Below are 18,157 nucleotides of genomic sequence, written 5' to 3' on the forward strand. Positions count from 1 at the left end.
CCGGCCTAAGTGCCTATTCCTTTTGTGCTTGAGCAGACTGCAAACCGAGTATGCCATCCAATTCTACACAAGCGAGTACGAAAGCACCTACACCGTGCAAATCGTTCTCGCTTGTTGGCCGTGTCACATAGTTGTCATAATCTCCCGCCGATGTTCCGATGCAGATGCCAGTTACAATTAGCCCCGCCTCATCAGAACGCAGCGTGCGGAGCAGACCTTCATAGCCTTTTGCTGCAATCTCTGAGTAAGCCTTCGGAATGCAGCCATGCTTGATCGCTTTCGCTATCGTATATAGGAAGAGGCTTGTGCACGAGGTTTCCAGCCAATTGTCCTCACGCTCGCCTTTATTGACAATCTGATACCACAATCCGCTTTTTTCATCCTGGAACTCGGCGAGCGCTTCAACAAGCGCTGCAACCTCCAGCTCGATGACAGCTCTGCTTTGATGAGAAGCTGGCACTACATCGAGAAAGTCGACAAGCGCCATCCCATACCAGCCGAGTGACCGGCCCCAAAACTCGGGTGCGCATCCCGTCATCGGGTTAGCCCATGGCATGCTTCGCGTCTCATCCCACGCATGATACAGCAATCCTGTACGTGTATCCTTCATATGCCGATTCATTAATCGCTCCTGCTTGAGCGCCATATCCAGTAGCTCCGGCTTGTCATATTTCGCACCATAAATCATTGCAAATACGCCGCCCATATAGAGGCCATCCAGCCACATTTGATAAGGATATTTATCCTTATGCCAGAAGCCTCCCTCCGACGTCTGATTGAGCGTTCCGAACAGTCCGAGCAGGCGATCTGCCGCCAGCCGATACCGTGGATCATCAAACTGCTCGTCCAGCGTAAACAAAATCAGCCCTGCCATTATCGCATCCAGCTCGCCGCGTTCAAAAGCTAGATTCCCATATGGATCGATCAAGGCATCCGCGTAGCTTTTAATATAAAGCAAATATCGCTCGTCGCCATTTTGCTCCCATACCTTGAGCATACCATACAAAAACACACCTTGATGGTAATGCCAGCGGTTTGCTGGAGGCAAGTCATGCGCTTGGGGAAATCTCGCCATTAAGGAATCGCAGGCGGCAACGCCCCATTCCAGCGCTAACGCATCGCGTACACGCATCGTTTCAGCTAAAGTGGATAGACTCATTTGACTTCAACCTCTCTTCATATAGGATACAAGGATGACAAACTGTGAACCCCCGAAGGGAAGTGTCTGCAGGCAGACTACCCCTTCACCGAGCCCAGTAAAGCGCCTTTATCAAAATACTTTTGCAAAAATGGATATACGAGCAGTACCGGAACGGTCGCTACCACGATGACGGCCATTTTGATCGTCTGATCTGGAGGCGTAACGAAATCACCCGAGAAGCCCGAAGAATCCGCCGTCAAGCCGCTTGCCAAAATAACAATTTGCCGCAGCAATACTTGAATCGGCCACTTTTCAGCACTATCAATGTACAAAATCGCTGGCAAATATGTGTTCCAATACGTTACGGCATAAAAGAGGGAAATCGTTGCAATTGCCGGCATGGAGAGCGGAATGACAATGCGAAATAAAATACCCCAATCCGTGCAGCCATCGATTTTTGCCGACTCCTCAAGACCATCCGGCAAATTTTGAAAGAAGCTGCGCAAAATAATCAGGTTAAACGCATTAATCGCCGTTGGCACAATTAGCGCTGCATAACTGTCGATCATGCCTAGCGACTTCACGACGATGAAGGTCGGAATCATCCCGCCGCTGAACAGCATCGTAAACACAATCATAAACATCAGCTGCTTGCGACCAACCAGATCACGTCTTGACAAGCCATAGGCCATCAATGATGTAAGTATCATGCTGAACAGCGTACCAAAACCAGTAACTCCAATCGAAACCAGCATACTGCGAAAAATGGTATTGGTTGAGAAAATATAGGTGTACGCATCCCAACTAATTTTCGTTGGAAACAGGACGAATCGCTTTTGCGCCAGCTCATCAACCGTCGTTAGCGATCCGGCAATAATATGCAGGAAAGGAAGAATCGTCACTAACGCAACTAAAAATAATATTACATAGACAGCGCCATCAAATAGGCGGCCGCCAATCGTTTTGTCATGCACCATAATAGCCTTTCCTCCTCAAGATGTTGCTTCGGCGGCAAACGTGGAGCTTAATAAACGCCCTCTTCGCCGAATTTTTTGGCCAGCCAGTTCGCAGACATTACCAATACTAAACCGACGAAGGATTTGAAGAAGCCTACCGCGGTGCTATAGCTGAACTGCCCCTGTTTAAGCCCTGCTGTATACACATACGTATCAAAGATTTCCGCCACATTCCGGTTCATTGCGTTAAGCAGCAAATACACATGCTCAAATCCTAGCTCCAGCACGTCGCCAATTTTCAAAATGAGCAGGATTACAATAACGCTGCGGATCGACGGCAATGTAATATGCCAAATTTGGCGGAAACGGTTGGCACCGTCCATCCGCGATGCCTCGTACAGCTGCGGATCGATGGCCGCGATGGCCGCCAGGTACACAATCGTTCCCCAGCCTGCTTCACGCCAGATTACCTGCACAATGTACATGGGCCGGAACCATTCATCGCTTAGCAGAAAGTTGATTTTCTGCATGCCCATCGCATCAAGGCCCTCATTGATCATCCCGCCATCCATCGTGACCATGACGAAGGAAATCGATACGATGATAACCCAGGACATAAAATGCGGAATGTACACAATCGTTTGTACAAAACGCTTGAAGGCTTGCAGCCTTACTTCATTTAACAAAATCGCGAGTATGATAGGGACGGGAAAAAAGAAAATTAAATTCATCAGAAACAAGATGATCGTATTGCGAAAAATCGTCCAAAACATCGGCTCGGTAAACAAGCGCTGATAATGCTTGAAGCCTACCCAATCACTTCCGAGAATACCGTCGTATGGACGGTATTCCTGGAAGGAGATCACAAGCCCCCACATGGGGAAATATTTGAATAAGACAAAATACAGCAGTCCCGGCAAAATCATGAGATAGATGGCTTTGTTTTTCATTATGCGCCGGCGAAGGTCATGCTTCTTCATGTCCGGCTTAACGGCTGCTACTGCCGAAGCTGAGTTGCTGCTCATGTGAAACATCCTTTCGGTTCCCTGTTTTTACAGGAGTTCTATTCCTATTGCCCTATTGCGATTTAGCCAAAGATTCATTGTATTCCGTGATGATGCTCTCGCCGCCGCCTTTTTTCCAACGCTCGATTTCACCATCAAATCCTGCCGCGTCCAGATTGCCCAAAATATAGCGGTATGTCGCATCGTTAATAATTTGCTGAAGCTCTACGCCCTTCAAGCCAAATGTTTTGGAATCAAGCGCTGCTGTTGGATCGTTAATCAGCATGCTGTTGTTTTCGATAATAAGTTCTTCAGCTTTTGCTTTAGCTGGAAGCTTATTGTAGGCACGCAGCATATCAATCGTGCTTTCGCCGCCCACTTGCAAAATTTCATATGGCTTTTGCTCGCGGTCTGTCATCTTTGTATCTTCCACTTTTTGGACTAAGCCGCCTTCTACAATGGTGTAATGCTTGTCTGGAACTCCCCATTTCACGAGGTTAGCCAGCTCTGGCTCCATCAGCTTGTCAAAGAAAGCCAGGATGCTTTTCAGCTCTTCTTCCGATTTAACGGACGATTTCGGGAACAACACTAGGTTTCCATAGCCTGGAATCGACCAAATGCCCGCATTGCCGTCCGGTCCACTAATGTGGTTCGCTACATCGTAAAGGGCATTTGGATTAATTTCGACGGTTTTTTGATGCAAGCTTTGCACATCCGCCATCGAGCCAATGTACATGCCCGCTTTTCCTGTGATGACCAGATTTTGCTGATCTTCCTTGCTCGTAACCGGGAAATCTTTATTGATTAGGCCTTCGTCATACAGCTTCTTGAAGAAATCCATCGTTTCTTTATACTGCGGGAACATAAATTCCGGCTGCAGCTTGCCATCTGCCAAGCCCCAGTTGTTCGGTGTGCCAAAATACGAGGCGACCGTCTTAAATGCGCCATACACCAAATCGCTGCGGTCGGTCAGACCCATCGTGTCGGCCTTGCCGTTGCCGTCCGGATCGCCTTCCTTAAACTGCTTCAGCATATTGTAAAGCTCATCTGTCGTTTTTGGTGCAGCGAGCCCTAGCTTATCCGCCCAGTCTTTGCGGAAAATAATGCCTTGGCGCGATAGCGGACGCTCTTGATAGATGGCATACGTTTTGCCGTCTACCGCTGTATTTTTCACAACCAGCTCATCGAGCTTGCTTAAATTCGGGTAGTCCTTAATGAATGGGCCAATTTCCCAAAATTGATTGTTGCGAATGGCGTCGCGGAATAAAATGTAGGTCGTCTGATTTTTCATGTATACGGCCTGAGGCAAGGAACCGGTTGCAAATGACGAGTTTAGTTTTTCTTCATAGCTGCCGTCTGGCACCCAGTTAATCGTCAAATCCGTGTTCGTTTTTTCCTCTAGCATTTTCTCAATGGCATCCGTAGGAACTTCTGGTGTATGCAAGTTTGTCATTATTGTCAGTTTAAAAGGAGCCTGTGTTTCGCTCGTAGGTGCGCCTCCTTGATTGGTGCCTGAAGTTGCGCTTCCCTCGTTCACGCCTGAGCCTGATGCACAGCCTGCCAAAATGCAGCCTGCTAATGTCGTTGTACATAAGACGCGAAATGTTGTTGCCGCTTGTTTCTTTCTCATGCTTTGACCTCCCGAATTTGGAATTCATTTAGGTACGCTTGTTACCCTTTTATCGTATACTCCGCCGGGGCGGTTTGCCTATAATCACCACGCCATATGTTGTGACGCAATCCCTTGTGGCGCAAGGGTTACAGCCAAATGTGAGCTAAGGATTATAGCGGTTATACCCCAAATCCGGCCCTTTTTCCGCCAAAAAAAGCGCAGCAAAAAAGCATGCAGGGTGTTGCTCATTCGCTCCCTGCATGCTTTCTAAAAATATAAGAAAGTATATAATTTTTCTATCCTCACTCTATATTTCTCGAAATGAAACGCGCCGCGCCGCCAGAGGACGGCGACAGCCGTTTCACCTTGAATGGTTTTAGTTTCAAGTTGAGCTGGGGGCTGGAATCGGTGTTGGAATCACGCTCGATCCCGAATCTTCCACCGGCGCCCCCTCCACTATTGGAATTTCAGTTGCTGAAGGAGCAGTCGACGCCTGCTCTGCTGATGGCTCCGACGCAATCGGTGCCGCCAGGCTAGGTGAAGGCGGAGTCACAATAGGACTTGCAGTCGGTGTCGGGTTTGGACTTGTACTTGATGTTGGAGTTGGAACTGGCTTGCTCCACGGATTCGCCACGCTTTTAGCTATCCATCTGCTCCCTTGCCCGCTTATTTGGATCTCATACCAGCTTCCTTTTTCCCTTGTCACCTTATAGACACCTGATTTTACGCTGCTAGCTGTTTCTCGGTTCAGAACCGGATAACGATAAGATGTCGCTGGCGAGGTCAGCTCAATGGTGGCAGACGCTTTTTTTGCTTTTTCTGTCAGCATCGCTTGCTCGTAAGCCGTCGTCCCAATAAGCCACATCGTGTCCTTGTGCTGCTTCCAGATCCGATCCCAGTAGCTAAGCGGTACATTCGTCTCCCCTACAGCAGGAGCTATTTCTGGCGTAAGGGCCGGTTTGCCGAACTCGGTAATAAACCAATCGGTAAAACCGCCCCCCGAAGGATTAGCTTCTGGAGCTACCGCCCGATAGCCCGTCATGGCTGCGTAAGCTTGGACAAATGCCCGGTCTCTTGGCAAATTAGATGCTTTCGTCTTAAAATTCCAAAATATGATTTCACCGGACGAGTGATAGGATATTGCGATTTCCGGCTTTATTTGTTTGGTGAAATTGTACATAAGCTGGGCTTCTTTCGCTTCCAGCGGCTTTTTGCCTTTATAATTTTTATAGGAAGGCGCATATTCGGCTTGGCGTATCGTGTCCCAATCGGCGGGATACTGCCTGTTCAAATCGACACCTTTGCCATTAGCTTTCCAGCGCTTGAAATCCCGGCTATTTTTGTTCATTTTGATTAATTCGGCATGATTTTGCTGCGGAAAAGCAGCTAGCCCTTTTTGTTGGAGGGTTACGCCATCGGGATTAACCATAGGCACAATGTGAAACGTGATGTGATCGAATAAATCAGCCGTATTAAGCTGCTTCCACACTCCCTGCTTAGCTGCGCTTGCAGCCATCGTTTCCGCCATATTCATGACCGTAATGGTCGTCATCCATTCCCTTGCATGATGGGATGCATTCAGCAATACATTAACAGGCCCATTGCCAATTTCCATTACCCACAGCTCGCGCCCATATTCACTTTTTCCGAGGCTCCGATAACGGATCAGCTCAGGATAAGCTTCATCGAGCTTCTTTATATCACGCGTCATTATTTCATAGCTGTAGAGCTGTTTTGGATTTATAATCGCTTGCTTGGAGCCCCCTCCACTCGCTGCAACTAGAGTAGGCAGCACAATCGCCAAAATAAGCAGCCATAATAACGTCTTTTTTCTCAAAAACAAATGCATGTAAACAAGCCCCTTGTCTGTATTCGATAGATTTCAACAACATCCATGAAATTTCGACAAAAATACTATATTTACCTGCTAGAAATACAAAATAATATAGTAATGGATATACCGTTTAGATGCCAGAAGCTCCCATTTATCCGTCTTAAGGCGGAGTACACTTTCGTTCTAGGGAGCCTTTTTTCACATTGGAATGTCCTGTAAAATTTCCATTGAATACAACGCTGCTTAAAAAGTGAAAAAGGATAGGTGAAAAGGATGACAGCCAATCAACCTGCTTCAGCATTATCGCTGTTAAGCAATCGATTTGTACAAGCAATATTGATGTCCACTTTATTTTTGCAAATCGGCATCTGGGTACGAAATATCGCGGTTCTGCTTTATGTAAAAAAAATGACTAATGATGATGCATTCGCCGTATCGCTCATATCCGTTGCGGAGTTCGCGCCAATCTTCGTATTTTCGTTTATTGGCGGGACGTTCGCCGACCGCTGGAGGCCGAAGAAGACGATGGTGTGGTGCGACCTGTTAAGCGCCGTATCCATTTTGGCCGTATTATTCGCCATGGAAAATGGAACTTGGCATGCCGTCTTTTTTGCCACCTTAATTTCAGCTATTTTGTCGCAATTTTCTCAGCCTGCTGGCATGAAGCTGTTCAAGCTGCATGTACCCGAACATCTAGTCCAGACGGGTATGTCGCTTTATCAGACACTGTTCGCCGTCTTTATGATATTCGGCCCCGTCGTTGGTACGTTTGTTTACCAAAGCTATGGCATCGAGACGGCCATTGGCGTAATGGGCGCAGCCTTTCTGTTATCTGCTGTTTCGCTAGCTTTCCTGCCTCGTGATCGAGATGATGCTGGAGAGCAGCAGCAGCAATCCCGCGTGCTAGAAGACATTAAAGCGGGCTTTCGCTACGTATGGTCCAGTAAAATACTGCGTACACTTGGCGGCGGCTTCATTGCTGCTGGGCTTGGTCTTGGCTTAATTCAGCCAATGGGTATCTTCCTTATTACAGAGCGGCTTGGGAAACCGGAGGATTATTTGCAGTGGTTTCTATTAGTAAATGGGATAGCCATGATTATCGGCGGCGTGCTTGCGATGAGCTTCTCCAGTAAACTATCGCCGCAGAAGCTAATAGCGCTTGGCATGACAATCGATAGTATCGCGATGATCGGAATGGGATTTTCGAAGGATTATTGGTTCACGCTTAGCCTTCAATTTATTAGCGGTTTAGCTTTGCCTTGCATCCAAATCGGAATTAACACTTTAATTTTGCAAAACACGAAGGAGTCGTTTATCGGTCGCGTAAATGGCATCTTAACACCTATGTTCATGGGCTCGATGGTCGTTACGATGATGTTGTCGGGCTTGATGAAAAATGCGATTTCACTCGTGCCTATGTACATCATTGCAGGTTTATTTTTCCTACTAGGTGTAGCTATACTCCTTCCACTGTTTAAGTTGCAGAGCGGCATTGCTCCTGCAGCAGAGAAGGCTTTGACTGAGTAAATAAGCATGCAGTAAAAAACGCCTCCCCACCTTAAGTGGAGAAGCGTTTTTACTGCATTTTTTTGTCCAGCTATCGCACAGGCTGTCTCCTACGAAAACTCGCGTTTTTTCGATTGCAGCACCGCAGCCAGGAAAGCGAGTGTTAGCCCCTGGCCCCAGCCTTGAATCCGTTTGTAGGATACTCCTTTATAGCCTTCCGCATCATTCATAACAGCCGTTCCAGCCGATACGCCTTGTACAGCGCCATCTTCGGTAATTTGCTCCAAAATACCGTCGATCGACTTCTGGATATATTTATTGTACAGCGACCCGAAAGTGAACAAGCCTGCCGCGATGCCTGCCGAACCGGAAGTTTCCTCATAGGAAGTAGGATCGGTCACAATCGTATGCCAGAGTCCCTTCTCTGATTGCAGGCGCACCAGCGTAGCGGCCTGATCGCGCAGCGACCCTTCAATAATCATAAAGGATGGGTGCTGTACGGCAATGAGCGGGAGCGCTTTGGCCATCGTAAGCGCAGCCCAGCCATTGCCGCGTGCCCAGAAAATGCTCGACATATGGTTTTGCGCAATATTATCCCAGCCATGATAATACAAGTTGCTGACAGGGTCTTGCAATACACGCTCATGACCATGGTATTGCAGCAAGCCGTCCTCCAAATAGTCTTCCCGTCCCAGAAGCTCGCCCATGCGAATGAGGAAGTAACCCGCCATCATCATCGTATCGACCCAAGCCTGCTCAGGGAAATTGTACGTTTCAGAATTAACCGTATGCTGGAAAATGCCTTCGGCAAACCGTACCGCATCGTTTTGCAAATAATCTGCCATTTTGATCGCAATATCTAAATACTTGCGGTCATCGGTTGCCTTATATAACGTAATGAGAGCGTGACCAATCGATACGCCGTTAACCGACAGCTTAGGAAGATCATCCTCAAGCTTCTCGTCCACCCATTCTTTAAGCAGCGTTAAGTATTTTTCATTCCCCGTTGCCTCATAAGCTTCGCATACACCGAAAAATGCGACGCCGCCGGGCCAATCCCAGCCAAAATCCATGCGGAATGTACGGTCTACGACTTTATCGATCACTTCGCGTAAATGTTGTTCATCAAATTGCAGTTGTGGCATTTCAATCGTCTCCTCATTATTCATCGTCACTATTTCAACCCGCTTGTGCTTATTCCTTCAACGATATAGCGCTGGAATAAGAAGAATACGCCTAAAACCGGAATCAAGCTTACGATCGACATTGCGAACATGGCACCCCAGTTGGATACACTTTCGCTATCGAGGAACATTTTCAAACCGAGCGATACGGTATAAGAGCTTGGTTTATTCAGATAAAGCAATGGTCCCATCAAATCTTCCCAACGCCAGTAGAAGGAGAAAATCGAAGCTGTTGCCAGCGCCGGAATAATGAGCGGCAGGATAATGCGTAAAAACAATCCGAACTTCCCAACTCCGTCAATCGTAGCCGCTTCATCCATCTCTCTTGGAATGGTCCGAATAAATTGAACCATCAGGAAGATGAAGAACGGAACACCAAAGTATTGAGGTACAACAATCGGTGAAATCGTACCGATCCAGCCCAGCTTGGAAAACATAATGTATTGCGGAACGAGTACAACGTCATGCGGCAGCATCAGCGTAACCATCATCACCGCGAACCAGATCGCTCTGCCCTTAAACTGCAGACGAGCAAAACCGAAGGCGATAAAAGCTGATGATAATACGGCACCGATCGTCGAGAAAATAACGATTTTCAGCGAGTTTGTAATAAAACCCATAAATGATTGCCCAGAGGACCCAATCCAACCTGTAACGTAGTTGCTCCAAATCCATGGATCAGGAATGAGCGAGCTGGAAGTTGTGAAAATAAGATTACTAGGCTTAAAAGAGCTCATGAGCAGCCAAATAACGGGATACACCATAACGATCGCCAGCAGGCCAACGAAAATGTGATAAATCGGCCACTTAAATTTTTTCAATATCATGTTTAGCGGCCTCCTTCCGATTCATAGTGAACCCATAGCTTGGATGTTGCGAATACGACTGCTGTCAAAATACCAACGATGATGAGCATGACCCATGCCATTGCAGAAGCATAACCCATATCGAAGAATACGAAGGCTTGACGGAACAGATACAAGGAGTACAGCAGCGTGCCATCTAGCGGACCGCCCTCACCTTTGGAAATAATGTAGGCCGGAACGAAGGTCATGAATGCACTAATTAATTGCATAATCAGATTGAACAAAATAATCGGCGTCAGCATTGGCAAGGTGATGCGGAAAAACTTTGTAAAGAAGCCCGCACCGTCAACACCGGATGCTTCGTACAATTCATTCGGGATATTTTTCAGTCCCGCCAGGAAAATCAACATCGAGGAACCAAACTGCCATACCGATAACGTGACGAGCATGAACAATGCGGCATTTGGATCACCGAACCAGCGTACGCTGTCTACGCCTAACGAATTAAGCATCACATTGATAATCCCTTGATCGCCAAACAGGTTCCGCCACATAATCGATACTGCGACGCTTCCTCCAATAATGGAAGGCAAGTAATACACCGTTCTATATAACCCGACAGCTTTCGAGGTTGTATTCAAGATCATAGCGACGAATAAAGCGAAAATCAGCCGCAGTGGAACACCCAGAAACACGTAAAGCATCGTAACCTTAAGCGATTGCAAATAGCGGTCATCCGAAGTAAACATGGACGTATAATTTTCAAGCCCTATCCAGCTGGGCGATGACAGCAAATCATAATCCGTAAAGGAGAAATAAAGGGACGCGGCTGCAGGTATGAGGGTGAAAATTAGAAAGCCAATGACAAACGGTGATATAAACGTGTATCCAACGAGATTGTTACGGAAGGACAATGATTTCATCGTTACCAGCTCCTGCTCCTAGTGAAGTCTATTAAGTCGGTTTAAGGGAAGGGCGATGGGCCATCTTATAAGCGCCATCGCCCGCTTTTCCAACTTTTATTTATTTTTCTTCAATACGTTTTCTGCTTCACTTCTAAATTTCTTAGCAGCATCTTCTGCCGAAATTTGTCCGTAGTTCAGTTGCTCTGTCAAGCTTTTCAGCGATGCAAATACTTCGATAGCACCGATTGGATCAACTGGATCCATTGGGGAGCTGTTTTCTTCCGACCAAGCTACATAATCAAATACTTGAACTTGCTCTGGGGACAATAGCGGTTTAAGCTCTTCTTTAATAACGCTGGATACTGGAACGCCACGCTCGCCAAGAATCAGCTTGTTTGCTTCTGTATCGTTAACGAAGAAGTTGATAAATTTCGCTGCTTCTTCTTTCGCTTTCGAGTTTTTCGAAATTGAGAAGAACATGCTTGGCTTCAGGTACAGACCTTCTTTAGCGCCTGGGTTTAACGCTGGAGCAAATTTCATTGGACGGTTAACCGCTTGCTGAAGGGCAACAAACTGGTTGGACCACTGCCATACGCCGATTTGAGTGCCTTTCACCGTCATATCATCTTCAACACCCTTAATTTGAGCGAGTGTATCTGGAGTTGGCGCTGCGCCGGATTTCACAAGATCAGCCAGTTTGCCAAAGAAATCTACGAACAATTGGTCATCTTCATAGCCAAGTCCATTGCCTGCCTCATTGTAAAGCTTCTTGCCTACTGTACGGAGGTAGTAGCCGAAGAATACTTCTGCACGCATGCCGCTGTCGATATAAATGCCGTTCTCTTTCGCTTTCGCCGCGATAGACAGATAATCATCCCACGACCAATTTTCCGGGATGCTGTCTACGCCAGCTTTAGCTAGCGTTGCTGGATCGTAATGGAAGCCGAGAGAGTTGACGCCAAGGTTCATCCCGAACACGCCATCGCCCAATTTACCACCGTTCAAAGCATTTTCAGAAATGTTGGTTACATCAATTTCTTTGCCGAAGTATGGAGTCAGGTCTGCCAGTTGGCCTTTGCCTGCATACTGTGCATAGTAGCCGGTATCAATTTGCATAATGTCCGGAAGCTCATTAGCTGCTGCTTGCGGAGCGATTTTTTTCCAATAATCATCATAGTTTGCATATTCAACTTCAATCGTTACATTTGGATTTTTCGTTTTGTAAAGGTCAATGACTTTTTTCGTGTATTCGTGGCGCGTTTCAGAACCCCACCATGCCATGCGAAGCGTTATCGGCTTGTCGCCGCCACCGCTGTTCGTTCCTGCATTAGTGCCTGTTTCCGAATTCGTTCCTGCGTTGCTGCCACAAGCGGTAGCCAGCATGAGTGCGGACGCCATGAGGGCGAGAACAACTTTTTTAGCTTGCTTCTTCATTTCGTATTCCCCCTTATTTCTTCTTAGTGATTATTTATGTTGCTTACAAATCAAAGTATAGCGTTTTGTATGCGTTTTCTTAATAAAGAAAACCGCTTTTTTTGTTAAAAAAACAGAGATCACTATACGTTTATAGTGATCTCTTGTAGTCGGATGGCGTATAGCCGGTATGTTTTTTAAAAACTTGGCTGAAATATTGCGGGTTGTCTCCGAAGCCAAAACGCTCCGCAAGCTCGAAAACTTTAACGTCCTCCGTCCGCATAATTTCCTCCATCGCCTTCTCTACACGCAGCTTCATGACGTAGGCTGAGAAGCGCTCACCCGTTTCTTTCTTGAACAGCTTGCCTAAATAATCCGCATTCATATATAAAATTTCATTCGCTACCCAGTTGAGCGACAATGCCGGATCAGCGAGATTGGATGCGATAACTTCGATCATTTTTTTTATAACCGTCGATTGCTTGCTGGCAAATGAATCAAAATTCGCCTCGCATATGTCTTTAGCTGCTTGTCTCACGAAAGCTTCAATAGCCTTCAGCGTCTCCAACTCATCAAGCCGTGCCAGCATTTGCAAATAATCGTTTAACCGATCCGGTGCGCTTTGCCGGGAGATGGTAACAAAGAGCGGGATGACATATGATTTTGTCAGCACCGTATCCATGCGCTGATCGGCAAGCAATTGGAAAAAACGGGCTAGTTCCTCGCTCGCGGCTTCCCAGTTCCCCGCTTTCAGCTCCATGCCAAGCTGCTCCTCGTCATAATCGAAGCTCGAAGGCAGCACTGCTGCTGCGGTAGAAAGATCCTGAGGCGTAATAATCGCGCCCTCTCCTACATGAAAGCGGAAGTTCAGGCATTCAAGCGTCTCGCGGTACATTTTGCGTGCATCCGTAATTTCTCCAGCACCGCTGACGGCAATCGTCGTTTCAAGCTTATAAAAATCAGTGAAGGTGCACTTCATGCCTGACAGCCGGGAGAACAGCTGCTCCTCCTGCTCTGTTTCCTGAATAAGCAGCAGGACGTGCCGACCGATCGTTGTACTGAGCAGCACAATTTCCTCGCCAAGCTTTTCTTCGGCAATGTTCGTCAGGGCAAAAATATGCTCGTATTCAAACATCCCTTCCACCTGCATCAAGATGAGCCTGATTGGCAATGTGTCATGCGTAATATGAAACATCCGGCGATACGTATCCCAATCGCGCTTGCCATACGTTTTATTCGTAACGAGCTCTTTAAGAAATTGCGCTTTCGCATGGGGCAGCACCCTGGTCAGCTCGCTTTGAATCGTTTGAACGAATTGATGCTGCGTGCGCTGCGTCTGGAGATCTTCGATAACCTCGATGAGCGCCTCCGTAATCTTCGTCTCATTACAAGGCTTAAGCAAATAATGTTTGACTCCATAAGCCATCGCGGTGCGCGCGTAATCAAATTCACTAAACCCAGAAAGCAAAATGAATGCCATTTGCGGATACAGCTCTTTTACCCGCTCTACAAGCTGAAGTCCGTCCATGCCTGGCATCTTGATATCTGAAATAATAATGTCAGGCTGTTGTTCTTCAATAAAAGTCAACGCTTCCAAACCATTTCGGGCAGTGCCGATCAACTCTGCGCCAGAGCTTGTCCATGGAACAATTTGTGAAATGCCTTCCAAAATAATACGTTCGTCGTCTACCAACAGCACTTTGAACAAACTAATCCTTCCTTTCATAAGGCAGCTTCAGGCTGACCGCTGCCCCTTCATTCGGCTGGCTGCTCACATGAAGGCCATATTCCTCGCCATACAGCAGCTTAATGCGCTCATCAATATTTCGCAGCCCAAGCCCTGTTCCTTTCGTCTTCACCTCGCCGCTTAACAGCTTATCCGCATAAGCCTGCTCCATGCCGGGACCATTATCCCGCACAACGATATACAGGTACCCTTCCTCTATATAAGCCTGAATGTTAATGGTACAGCTGTCAATCATTTCTTCCAATCCATAATGGATGGCATTTTCAATCAGCGGCTGCAGCGCCAGCTTTGGCAAACCGCAGCTGAGCAGCTCCTCTGGAACATCAAGCTTGAAGTCGAGGCGCTCCTCAAAGCGGAACGTTTGAATCGTAATGTAATGATTGACGATTTCCAATTCCTTGCGCAGCGGAATAATCGACTCCTTCAAGTTGATCGATGTGCGAAGCAAGGAGCCGAGCGCTTCCACCATTTGCGAAATTTGCAGCTGATTGCTCATTTTGGCGCTCCAGTTAATCGAATCAAGTGTATTGTACAAAAAATGCGGATTAATGTTCGCCTGGAGCGCCTTGAACTGCGTATCCTTAATCGCAAGCTGCTTGACATAGTTTTCATGAATCAGCTCATTGATACGCTCAACCATAATGCGGAAGTTTCGCTGCATTTGGCCTACCTCATCCATCGCAAGCGCCCGCTCCGCTGGGTCCTCAACATAATCGAAATACCCTAATTGAATGCGCTTCATATTGGCATTAAGCCGTTCAATCGGTTTTGTAATCCCATTAGCGACCCGCAGCGCAAATATGCCTGAAATAATAAACAGCAAGCCAAAAGCGGCAATAACGAAATTTTTGACCCAAACTAAATTGCGAAAAATATCATCAAACGAGATGATCGTATAATAATACCAATTCATGCGGCTGGAAGCGACGTAGGTGACAAAAAAAGAATTGCCTTCCCGCTCCATAATGCGGTATCCGCTTGACCCATCTGTCAAACTTAAGAGCTCTTCGACAGAAAAAATAGCCTTGTCTGGATAAATTAATTCTGCACCTCTGGCAATCATCATATTAGCTCCGCTGCTGTCAAGGCCAGCCGACAAGTCATGGAACAGCTTGACCGCATCTACGCGCACGACAATGGTGCCTAAATAATCCATATCCAAATTTTTATAGCTGCGAATTTCACGGGCTGCCGATAGCGAGCTGTCGCCTTCGCCAGGCGCTACCCACGTATTGCCCCCTTCATTTCGCTTCGTTTCCAGCTTGAGCCGCTCCAATCTGGAACTGGATAAATTTATCGTGCGCACGCCGGTTGCATAAGCCTTATCATGCACATCATATAGCTGAACGGAATGAATATATTTATCCAAGCCGCCCAAATTAACGACGCGGTCCTGTATATTCATTTGAAGCACATAGTTATCGTATTCCGTTCCACCGCTCTTAATAGTCCGCAAATATTCCTGTACTTTGGTGTCTGTTGCAATCGTATAGGACAACTGCTCGATTTTTCGAAGCTCATTCTCAATGCTTACGGCAGAGAGACTTAACGCTTTGGCAGATTGCTCATAGATTTTCTGATCGTAGATGTCGAAGGCATATTGCTGAAGAACGCCGCCAAGTACCGCAACGGTTAATAGCACGGCGGAGAGGAGAAGGAACAGCTTATGTTTAATACGCAAATTCGCATAAAGCGCTCTCATATTACGCAAAGGAACTGCCCCCTTATCGACAATAAGCGCCCCGGTTGGAGCGCTCATCACGAATTGCTTCTATAACTAAGCCTTGCGATATTTTAAATATAATGTAATTTCATCGCGATTGTGGAACAACTGCTTGGCCCTCTCAATCGTAAAAGCGGAGCTGAGCCGCTCTGACACATCTCGAATCGTTTGCAGCGGCTTGCGGTGCATGAGCTTAATGGTAATAATCGCTGTAGCTTCACGCGCTAAGGACTGCTGTAGATCAAGCACGAGCCTGCTCATTTGCATCGGGCTCCAGCTCATATCGCAGACGAGCAAATCATAAGCTTCTGCGGGCAGCTTCACATCCGACGCATTACGCTTATGGTAGGTTAATGCAGGATGGCCATTTAACGAAGGATGCAGCTCGCCAGGGTCGACGGCCGTCACTCGGAGACCTCGTTCCAGCAGCAGCGACGTCCAGCCTCCCGGTGCCGCACCAATGTCCAGCGCCTGCTGGAAAGTTTCATAGTGCAGACCAAACTCCCGTTCCGCCTCCAGCAGCTTAAACTTCGCCCGGGAAATTTGCCCTTCCTCCCGTTGAAAACGCACAGCGCCGCCCGGCCAATCGGATAACATCTCCACTGGTGTGCCGCAGCCGACATAAAGCTGGCTTGCAGCAGCATAAATCGCAATAATCATATCCGGCGATTGTCTCGCAGATTCGGCTCCGATTTCCTCAAGCACCGCATCCAGCACCGCTTTCGTATCTGCCGCAGAATACGGATAGACGGTAACCTTCGCCTTGCGCAAATGAATCGATACCTGCTTGTCCACAAAAGAAAGCTGTGCATTCCGCACCACTCTGGACAGCTCTTCCAAATCATCCGCATCGCCGCTTGCCTCAATGACGCGGTCAACCGGCTGCAAATGCCTTAAAAAAATCGGCAGCTGCCGCTGAACCGCTTCCAAGGTTTCTTCCCTTGAAAGCGGACTTTCAAACAAAAACACTTCTCCAGCTGCAAGCTGCGTCACTTTCAGCTGTCCTAATAAACGCCTCAGCTCTTCTACCGCATAGGCAGCATATCCTTGATTAGCCGTACCAATCCACCGGCTCATAACGCCACCTCCCTAACATCACACAAACCTTTACAATGAAGCAATTTCCTCCAGCAGCGAGAACGGCATCGGCCCATTATGCACTTTCGTTTCCTTCGGTGCATTGGCGTACAGCATTTGATACATTTGTACCCGTCCTGCTGCGCTGGAAGTGTGCAGGAAAACCTGCTTTGGATAACGTCCGGTGCTCACCATATGGCGAACAACCTCCGCACCCGTATCCTGGTTCCAGCCTAAATCATAATCAAGCGATAAAATATCAATTTCTTCCGTATCAATCATTTGTTTGCATTGCTCAGCTGTCAAAGCCAGTACAAATCCCTTTGGGCAATGCCTGTAATCGTCTAAAAAAAGATGTATCATGAACGCTTCCCCCGTTCGCGACTTTTAGCTTTCCACTTGCTCCGGCTGGCAGGAAGGACAGACAAATGCCTTGCGCGCAGCAGTGCCAACGACTTCAATCTGGGAACCGCAAGTACCGCATGCTTCCCCTGCACGCTCATAGACACGGCGCTGTGTATAGTAGCCGCCTGTCAGCTTGTCGTCCATCGTAAGGGGCTGCTCCATGCTGCCTCCCTTAGCCGTCGCATCCTTCAGCACCACATGCATCGCCTCATATAGACGCTGCCATGCGTCTTCTTGAATAAGCGGAATTTTGATATCCGGACGCACAGCGGCAGCAAATGCAATTTCATCGGCATAAAAGGAACCGATTCCGCTAATTACTTGCTGATCAGCCAATGCGGCCTTTAAAGCACCGCGTTTTTTACGGAACAGCTGAACAAACTTTTCAAGCGTCAGCCTTTTATCTAAAGGATCAGGCCCTAGCTCTGCCAGCACCTGCTGCGTTTCTTTAACCGATAAAAGATGAACAAAGCCCTGGCGCATTCCTGCAACATAAAGGCTGCCCTTTTCCAAATGAATGACGATCTGCGCCTCGCTCTGCGGGCGTTCCTCGCCTTGCCCATAAAACAGGGACGCACCCGCATGAAGCTGCGCAAGCAAACGTTTGCCATTGTCTAGATGCAGAAGCAAATGCTTGCCACGACGCTCCACAAACCAGATCGTTCTATTCGTTAGCGCTTCGTCAAACTGCTCAGCGGAAACATTTAGAAACTTCTCTTGCAGCACTTGTGTGCCTGTAATTCGGTCTCCTGCGAGCCGTTCTGTTAATAATACGCGATAATTTTCGATTTCCGGCAATTCCGGCATTGCTGTTCGCTTCCTTCCTGTCTGTACGCTATCCCTA

15 protein-coding genes are annotated in these 18,157 nt (G+C 47.4%); 1 reads left to right on the forward strand and 14 read right to left on the reverse strand.

The genetic code is table 11. The features are described from left to right. Positions 1-13 precede the first annotated feature (13 nt). The 5 genes from AC6B99_RS28170 to AC6B99_RS28190 form a co-directional block, all read right to left on the reverse strand. Positions 14-1,159, reverse strand: coding sequence for a glycoside hydrolase family 88/105 protein (locus AC6B99_RS28170; RefSeq protein ID WP_056040723.1), 1,146 nt, complete (start codon positions 1,157-1,159; stop codon positions 14-16). Between the two features lie 77 nt (positions 1,160-1,236). After that, positions 1,237-2,118, reverse strand: a complete 882-nt coding sequence (locus AC6B99_RS28175) for a carbohydrate ABC transporter permease (protein WP_056040726.1) — start codon at positions 2,116-2,118, stop codon at positions 1,237-1,239. A gap of 47 nt (positions 2,119-2,165) precedes the next feature. Then, complete coding sequence (locus AC6B99_RS28180; RefSeq protein ID WP_235533279.1) at positions 2,166-3,077, reverse strand: ABC transporter permease; 912 nt, start codon at positions 3,075-3,077, stop codon at positions 2,166-2,168. Between the two features lie 97 nt (positions 3,078-3,174). Next, positions 3,175-4,731 carry an extracellular solute-binding protein gene (locus AC6B99_RS28185; RefSeq protein WP_494879128.1) on the reverse strand — a complete coding sequence of 519 codons (1,557 nt, stop codon included), beginning with the start codon at positions 4,729-4,731 and terminating at the stop codon, positions 3,175-3,177. Positions 4,732-5,095: 364 nt separating this feature from the next. Continuing rightward, positions 5,096-6,562 (reverse strand): M14 family zinc carboxypeptidase, encoded by a 1,467-nt coding sequence (locus AC6B99_RS28190; RefSeq protein ID WP_494860093.1) that lies wholly within the window; start codon positions 6,560-6,562, stop codon positions 5,096-5,098. 258 nt (positions 6,563-6,820) lie between these two features. Here AC6B99_RS28190 and AC6B99_RS28195 point away from each other — a divergent pair, with 258 nt between their 5' ends. Continuing rightward, positions 6,821-8,074 carry an MFS transporter gene (locus AC6B99_RS28195; RefSeq protein ID WP_056040734.1) on the forward strand — a complete coding sequence of 418 codons (1,254 nt, stop codon included), beginning with the start codon at positions 6,821-6,823 and terminating at the stop codon, positions 8,072-8,074. An 89-nt stretch (positions 8,075-8,163) separates the two neighbouring features. Here AC6B99_RS28195 and AC6B99_RS28200 read toward each other — a convergent pair whose 3' ends face one another. The 9 genes from AC6B99_RS28200 to AC6B99_RS28240 form a co-directional block, all read right to left on the reverse strand. After that, positions 8,164-9,198 (reverse strand): glycoside hydrolase family 88/105 protein, encoded by a 1,035-nt coding sequence (locus AC6B99_RS28200; RefSeq protein ID WP_056040736.1) that lies wholly within the window; start codon positions 9,196-9,198, stop codon positions 8,164-8,166. A 29-nt stretch (positions 9,199-9,227) separates the two neighbouring features. Beyond that, entirely contained in the window at positions 9,228-10,064 is an 837-nt protein-coding gene (locus tag AC6B99_RS28205) for a carbohydrate ABC transporter permease (protein WP_056040738.1), read from the reverse strand. 2 nt (positions 10,065-10,066) lie between these two features. Continuing rightward, positions 10,067-10,966, reverse strand: a complete 900-nt coding sequence (locus AC6B99_RS28210) for a carbohydrate ABC transporter permease (protein ID WP_056040740.1) — start codon at positions 10,964-10,966, stop codon at positions 10,067-10,069. A gap of 96 nt (positions 10,967-11,062) precedes the next feature. After that, a complete protein-coding gene (locus AC6B99_RS28215; RefSeq protein ID WP_056040743.1) occupies positions 11,063-12,382 on the reverse strand; it encodes an ABC transporter substrate-binding protein in 1,320 nt (439 codons plus the stop codon). Between the two features lie 130 nt (positions 12,383-12,512). After that, positions 12,513-14,060, reverse strand: a complete 1,548-nt coding sequence (locus AC6B99_RS28220; RefSeq protein ID WP_327204946.1) for a response regulator transcription factor — start codon at positions 14,058-14,060, stop codon at positions 12,513-12,515. 10 nt (positions 14,061-14,070) lie between these two features. Beyond that, on the reverse strand, positions 14,071-15,810 hold the full coding sequence (locus AC6B99_RS28225) for a cache domain-containing sensor histidine kinase (protein WP_496664788.1): 1,740 nt from the start codon (positions 15,808-15,810) through the stop codon (positions 14,071-14,073). Between the two features lie 75 nt (positions 15,811-15,885). Continuing rightward, on the reverse strand, positions 15,886-16,908 hold the full coding sequence (locus tag AC6B99_RS28230) for an SAM-dependent methyltransferase (RefSeq protein WP_056040746.1): 1,023 nt from the start codon (positions 16,906-16,908) through the stop codon (positions 15,886-15,888). 30 nt (positions 16,909-16,938) lie between these two features. Continuing rightward, a complete protein-coding gene (locus AC6B99_RS28235) occupies positions 16,939-17,271 on the reverse strand; it encodes a cyclic-phosphate processing receiver domain-containing protein (protein ID WP_494860088.1) in 333 nt (110 codons plus the stop codon). A 24-nt stretch (positions 17,272-17,295) separates the two neighbouring features. Beyond that, the gene (locus AC6B99_RS28240) at positions 17,296-18,120 is read right to left on the reverse strand and encodes an Fpg/Nei family DNA glycosylase (RefSeq protein WP_496664775.1); all 825 of its coding nucleotides are present in this window, start codon (positions 18,118-18,120) and stop codon (positions 17,296-17,298) included. Positions 18,121-18,157: the final 37 nt, after the last annotated feature.

Source organism: Paenibacillus liaoningensis, from assembly GCF_059609455.1.